The following is a 6044-nucleotide window of genomic DNA, read 5'->3' as shown; positions in this document are numbered from 1 at the left end:
GTTGCCCACAGGCTTTGCTTGTAAATCGCGAAGTAGCTCGTCAAAGCTTCGCCCTGCGCCACAAAATGTATCGCCGTAACATCTGTCACCCATTGCAATTACACCAAATGGTTTATCGGTAAGCATTGGGAAAGTGCTATTCATTGCAAAGTACAATCCGGCCAAATTACTCGGTACATCACCTTGGCCTGTTGTGGAGGTAACAATTAAAATATGCGATGCATTTTTTATATCATCTAGTGATGCTTCAGTAATTACTGTAGCAGTATGACCCGCTTGCTCTATTGTGGCTGCAACTTCATCGCNCCGCCATTAACGCTGCCTACAAAAATACTAATATGTGCCATTAATAATCCTTTTCTTGCTCTGGCCAACCTAGCTGCTTACATATTTCAAGCATATCTTCACCTAGTGGCGCTTTAATTGTTATTGATTCATTACTATAAGGGTGCACAAAACTAAGCTCTGTTGCAAATAACATTAGGCGTCTTAGCTCAAAATGCTCCCTAAAAAATTGATTATGCTGATTATCACCGTGATTTACATCACCAATGATAGGCAGTGATAAGTGCTTTAAGTGTCTGCGAATTTGATGCTTGCGCCCGGTTTTTGGAAAACACTCAACTAACGAGTAACGCACTGTTGGATACTTACCTATAGGAATAGGCAATGCAGCTTGGTGCAAGCAATTAAACTGGGTTTGCGCTTCTTGCGGTGCTTTATCTTGATCTGCAAACTTATCGGCTATTTTATCAAGTTCTTCTTTAAGCGGTTTATCTAAAAATACCGACTCTGGTGCAAAACCGCGCACTAAGGCTAAATAGCGCTTAGCAATGGTACCTTCAATAAATAGCTGGTTCATATCGCGAGCAGCTTCCGAGTTCAATGCAAACAGCAATACGCCCGACGTAGGTCTATCGAGCCTATGTACTGGAAATACATGTTGCCCTAGCTGGTCGCGCAACATTTGCATAGCAAACTGGGTTTCGTGTTTATCTAAAAACGAGCGATGCACTAATAAACCTGAAGGCTTATTTATAGCCACATAGTTTTCATCTTGATACAAAATAGTCAGCTCGCCATATTCAATAGGCGCTGGACGCTCACTCATTTGGTTCTCCTAAAAAGGTATCAAGGGCTGTTAGTAATTCAATAATTTCATCGCTTCCGGCTTTATTCACAAGTGTCATTTGCGCCATAGGGGCAATAGCAAAGTTACGCGGCAGTGGTTGCCTATGTGTTATTAATTGCTGTATTTTTTCAATAAATACAAACTGTAACCACTGCTCAAATGCCATTGTATCGTGACAAAAAGGAGTATTTGAAAGCAGTGCCTCAGCGTCTATTGGCTCACTTTGCCAAAGCGCGTGTTTTTGTAAAAGTGCCGTTAGCTGCACTAAATAAGTTTGGGTTTGCTGGTACATAACCACCCTCTTTTATATATGTAATGCAATTATACCCTGTTCCCTCACAAGCGGCTATGACGTATAATTAATGTAATTTTGCAGTAAAAACAGTTGAGAAAACAATGAGTGATCAAATAGCTACATTAGGTCAGCTTTTAGATGGTGCGGGTACTCAGTGGCGTGCTTTTGATATTGGCAGGCACATTACTAAGCTTGATAAAAAACAATTTTTAGCTATTGAACAAGCTCAAGTGCCTTACCCTTATCCACTTGCTGGTCATGCATGGCTCGCTATTCAATTTTGGGATACTAAAGCCAGTAAAGAACCGTATGTATGGTTTTTAAAATTCCCCCTTGATGAGCAAAGTATGCTGGTAAGTGCTAGTCGCGATCACTTTGCTGATATGGTTATTCAAGCGCTAGGCACTGAAATTACAGGCGAGCAAGCCGATGGAAAGCTTGATAATAACCCTTATGTTTTTACACCAAACGCAAATAAATTAGCGGCATTTAACGCCCAAGTAAAAGTACTATTAAAACAGCCTGCATCGCAGTATTACGAGCATGCACAATTGTACTTTAGCGGTAAAATTGGTTTGGATAATTGGCAAAGTGTTGCACTACAGGGTATTGCCGATTTTGCACTACGCTTAGCCAGCGATACAAACTTAAGTAATCTGCAAAAAGCATGGGCGCATTTACCTATTGAAGTACTACAACCACTCAGTGCCATGCTTGAACACGTTGAAATACCAACATCAATGAGTGAGTTACTTGTTGATTACACACAGACCGCAATTAGTAATAACGATACATTAGCTATAACCGCAGCACTAAGATCAGCTTCAAAAGGTCAAGCTCAAGGGTTATGCGCTCAATTAGTTGATACTGTACTAAGCTCACCAGTGAGGCAAGACTCTGACGTGTTACTAACAATAGCTGGGCGGTGTTTTAAACAATTAGAAAACCCTGAACGCTTACATGTATTTATGGATAATTGCGCGCATCATCAAAAAATTGAAGAACTGTTTCCAAGTATTTTTGCTGACTTAGTTGCAATACCAACTATTCGCCCGCATTTATTAGGCTTATTACGTAAAGAAAATCGTAGCGAAACCCTCGCGCGTGCAATTGGAAGGTTATTCTCTTAAATGGCAAGTTTATGGACGTTCATACTTATTGGTAGTGTAATTTACTTATTTTGGCTTAACCGAAAGGTTGCTGAAGCGGCGAACGTTCATGCTAAACGTCAAAGTGAACAATTGCAGGTGCAGTTGATGAGTGTTGCATGCACAAAACGCCGCTTTGGTTTTTTAAAGAGCGGCAAGCCAGGCATTAAAAGTGAATTTATATTTGAGTTTTCAAGCGACGGTGAAAATGCTTATCAAGGTGTGTTAATTATGGAAAATGAGTTTTTGAAAAGTGTGGTTGTTCCACCGCATAAAATATAAAACTTAATATACTTTAAGAATGTGTCTTAAATTAATAAATTTAATTTAACACAAAAAACTAAGGCGTAACTAAAGTTACGCCCCAATTGGACTGCATCCTGCTAGATATCCATTATCTTAAATCCGTATTATCATCCCCTGAACGAGTAAACAACCTTGTTTACCCTCACATTGCATCCTGCAATATCCATGGCCACCTTGGCAAACCCACGAAATCTATCGTTTGGCTACATCTGTAGCATCATCCCTGGTAATCCTTTAAAGTAGCTCCTGCCACTTTTTGCATCCTGCAATATCCATAGCCATCTTGCCTAACCCACGAAATCTATCGTTTAGCTACGTCCCGTAGCATCATCCCTGGTAATCCTTTAAAGTAGCTCCTGCCACTTTTTGCATCCTGCAATGTCCACTTGCCATCTTGGCAGTCCTGCGTAAACTAACGCTCCTGCTACTTCCTGTAGCGTCATCCGTGATTATCCTAAAGTAACTCCTAGTTACTAAGTGCTTCATGCACTTCCTTATTCTTCCTTGTATCCGTTTTAGCTTGTCCTTTATGCTTCCTGCTAGCGTCTGCTATGTTGCCTATTCCGTATCCTTGGCATTAACTCAATCATTGGGCTATGTCGTCTTGACAAAGAGAAGTTTAAAGCAATCAGGGGGGAGAAATAGGACTTAACATTAAATAAATAAACGTCACAAAAATGAAAAAACAAAATAAACAATGCAGAACAATAACTTAGAACAAAAAAGGCTACTTATTAGTAGCCTTTAAGTGACAATGCTTACGATGATGTGAGATATATCTTACGGTCTTATGTCCGTTTGGGCGCATTGGCTTACATTATAATTTTAAATAGTTGGCTCAATTATTGATTTAAACAGTAACTCGCCCTCTACTTGATTAAAAGTAAGGTGTTTAAATGCTTCAAACTTTTCAGTTTTAAAAAATTCAATGTGCTCCTTACGTGTCACAAATACAGCCATCCCTGTTGACTCAGCGTTGCATTTAACTAAGTCGTCAAGCCCGCGTAGTAAGTAACGACCAAAGCCTTGTCCATGAAAATGCGGATCTACGGCAATAAAAGCTAAAAAATAGTAATTGCCTTTTTGTTTAAGGGCGTCTCTAATTGTTTGTTCTTTATCTATTAATTGATTTGTTTGTAAGTAGCCCGCACTCAGCATTAATTTTAAACGCCAGTGCCAATAACGCTGTGCTTGTAATTGGCTATTAGATTCAAATACACACGCTACTGCTTTTAATTTATCGTTGCGGTATAAACCAATTAATGGCTGTTTTTCTTGCCAAAAACTACTGAGTTCTTCGCGAATTAATGATCGTAATTTTTTTTCGTAAACTGATTTATTTTCGTCATTGTAGCTAAGCATGTTTAGTAATACAGGATCGTCATGATAAGCCTGATAAATTAGGCTCGCTGCAGTACTAATATCTTCTGCAGCTAAATACTGTACGCTGAACGTATCAGCTGGTGTGGTTACACTCATTGTATTTCCTTTATTATTTAGCTATAGGCTGTTTAACTTTAAACCTAACTATATACCTAAAATTATTAACCGTAAATTCAGCGAGAGTTTAACTAGCAGGAGGTACAGTTAGGTACTAGTATGAATTTTCATTCATTTAAAGGAGCAATATCATGGATACGACAAAACACGACATTAACACACTTTTTGCACAGCTTGGATTACCAAATAGTGATGAGCAAATAGATGCATTTATTGCCTCACATGAATTAGAAGACACAACACTACTCCAAGAAGCTTCTTTTTGGGATGAGGCACAACAGCACTTTTTAGCTGAATCCCTTGCACAAGACGGAGATTGGAGTGAAGTAATTGACGAGTTAGATGTACGCATTCGTCAAAGTAAGTAATTTTATTTAATGTACCCTCCCTTATTTATTGCTAACATAGCATCTGCGCAGCATTTATATGCTGCGTATTTATTTTATTAAAGAGTTATATATCTAATGAATTCAGTTGTATTTGATGCAATCAAAGCCCTTCTCGATGAAGGCAAAACCCCTACTGTAGCACTAACTAAAAGCCGTTTGGCGCAACCGGTTCCAATGCCGATGATTATTGCAGCAGTAAGCCAATATAAAAACAATCCTGATTCAATTAATAACTTCATGAGAAACCCACAGCAGTCAGATAGTACTGAGCTTAAAACAAGTCAATTAGATAGAATTGAGCAAAAACTCGATAAACTTCTTGCGCTGCTAGAACAAAAATAATTTGAGACTATAAATGTTCGTTATTGATTTAACTTTTGATTGCTACCAAGACACCACCTTAGAAAAAGCCGAACAGGCAATAAATCGCTTAGTAAATGCACTGCGTTTTAATGGTCAAATAATGGGTGAAGAGTTTCCAACCGTTTTAAAAGACGGCTTTTTTATTACCCGCGTTATGTGCCCGACCGAAGATGCAATGCACCCGCTAAATAACAGCCCGTTTGTTAAGCACAGTATCGAAAAGTTACATAGTGCTGGGCTACTTGCGCCAAAAGTAAAAGTGATCGGACAAGATATTCACTCCAACAGCGCTGATTGCTGCAAAGAACCATCAAGTTATATTTTATATACAACCTATGTGCATACGTGCAGCCCGCTTTATTGTGGTGATGACTTTTTGCCTGTGCCGCTATTTCGTATTCCGGCAATTGCTAATGGTGATTACAAAACACTTATAAAATGGCAAGAAGATTGGCAAGCCTGCGATCAAATTCAAATTAATGGCGCAACCCGTTGTGAGTTTCCGGCGCTTGAAGAAATATCGAGTATTCAAAGCGACTTATACAGACGCGGAAAAGACATAACAAAGCGAATTAGTTTTTTAACTAAAAAGCCAACCTATTATTATTTATACCGTGTAGGCGGCGTAGATAAAGCGTCTGAACTTGAACGAAAGTGCCCTAGTTGTAATGGCGACTGGAAATTACCTGAATCGTGGTTTGGGTTATTCGACTTTAGGTGTGAGCCATGTGGCTTAGTGTCTAATATATCGTGGGATTTTCAGTAACCATTAGGGCGTGTTGACCTTTGTGGATTGAAATTTGCTCAATCTAGGGACGATTTAATCGCGGCGCGAGGTTTGTAACCTAGTGGGCTCGGTAACTGCTCCTGCGTTACCCTACTGGCTTACATCCATGTAAGAATAAGTAAAA

At 39.3% G+C, this 6044-nt stretch carries 8 protein-coding genes and 1 pseudogene; 5 read left to right on the top strand and 4 right to left on the bottom strand.

The window, feature by feature from the left end:
* From L652_RS01000000123480 to L652_RS0107945, 3 genes and pseudogenes are all read right to left on the bottom strand, one after another.
* Positions 1 to 347 (bottom strand): annotated as a pseudogene (locus L652_RS01000000123480) (flavodoxin domain-containing protein); the annotation flags it as partial.
* Positions 347 to 1111 (bottom strand): tRNA pseudouridine(65) synthase TruC, encoded by a 765-nt coding sequence (truC, locus tag L652_RS0107950; RefSeq protein WP_024597672.1) that lies wholly within the window; start codon positions 1109 to 1111, stop codon positions 347 to 349. The pseudogene L652_RS01000000123480 and the gene truC, both read right to left, overlap by 1 nt.
* Complete coding sequence (locus L652_RS0107945) at positions 1104 to 1424, bottom strand: YqcC family protein (RefSeq protein ID WP_002963030.1); 321 nt, start codon at positions 1422 to 1424, stop codon at positions 1104 to 1106. The genes truC and L652_RS0107945 overlap by 8 nt, the downstream gene beginning before the upstream one ends.
* A 104-nt stretch (positions 1425 to 1528) precedes the next feature.
* Between L652_RS0107945 and L652_RS0107940 the strand changes: the two genes are divergently transcribed.
* Positions 1529 to 2557, top strand: a complete 1029-nt coding sequence (locus L652_RS0107940; protein ID WP_024597671.1) for a DUF3549 family protein — start codon at positions 1529 to 1531, stop codon at positions 2555 to 2557.
* Positions 2558 to 2857: a DUF3301 domain-containing protein gene (locus L652_RS0107935; protein WP_007378202.1), complete on the top strand. Its 300-nt coding sequence runs from the start codon at positions 2558 to 2560 to the stop codon at positions 2855 to 2857.
* Between the two features lie 849 nt (positions 2858 to 3706).
* Here L652_RS0107935 and L652_RS0107925 read toward each other — a convergent pair.
* Positions 3707 to 4360, bottom strand: coding sequence for a GNAT family N-acetyltransferase (locus tag L652_RS0107925; RefSeq protein WP_024597670.1), 654 nt, complete (start codon positions 4358 to 4360; stop codon positions 3707 to 3709).
* A gap of 152 nt (positions 4361 to 4512) precedes the next feature.
* On the opposite strand from L652_RS0107925, the gene L652_RS0107920 reads away from it, so the two are divergent.
* From L652_RS0107920 to L652_RS0107910, 3 genes are all read left to right on the top strand, one after another.
* A complete protein-coding gene (locus L652_RS0107920; protein WP_002958240.1) occupies positions 4513 to 4749 on the top strand; it encodes a DUF2789 domain-containing protein in 237 nt (78 codons plus the stop codon).
* Between the two features lie 96 nt (positions 4750 to 4845).
* Positions 4846 to 5112, top strand: coding sequence for a hypothetical protein (locus L652_RS0107915; protein WP_010553684.1), 267 nt, complete (start codon positions 4846 to 4848; stop codon positions 5110 to 5112).
* Between the two features lie 13 nt (positions 5113 to 5125).
* The gene (locus L652_RS0107910; RefSeq protein WP_024597669.1) at positions 5126 to 5899 is read left to right on the top strand and encodes a Zn-ribbon-containing protein; all 774 of its coding nucleotides are present in this window, start codon (positions 5126 to 5128) and stop codon (positions 5897 to 5899) included.
* The last annotated feature ends 145 nt before the right edge of the window (positions 5900 to 6044 follow it).

Source organism: Pseudoalteromonas sp. TB25, assembly GCF_000497995.1.
Lineage (GTDB): Bacteria > Pseudomonadota > Gammaproteobacteria > Enterobacterales > Alteromonadaceae > Pseudoalteromonas > Pseudoalteromonas distincta.
This window is presented reverse-complemented; position numbering and strand designations above follow the sequence as displayed.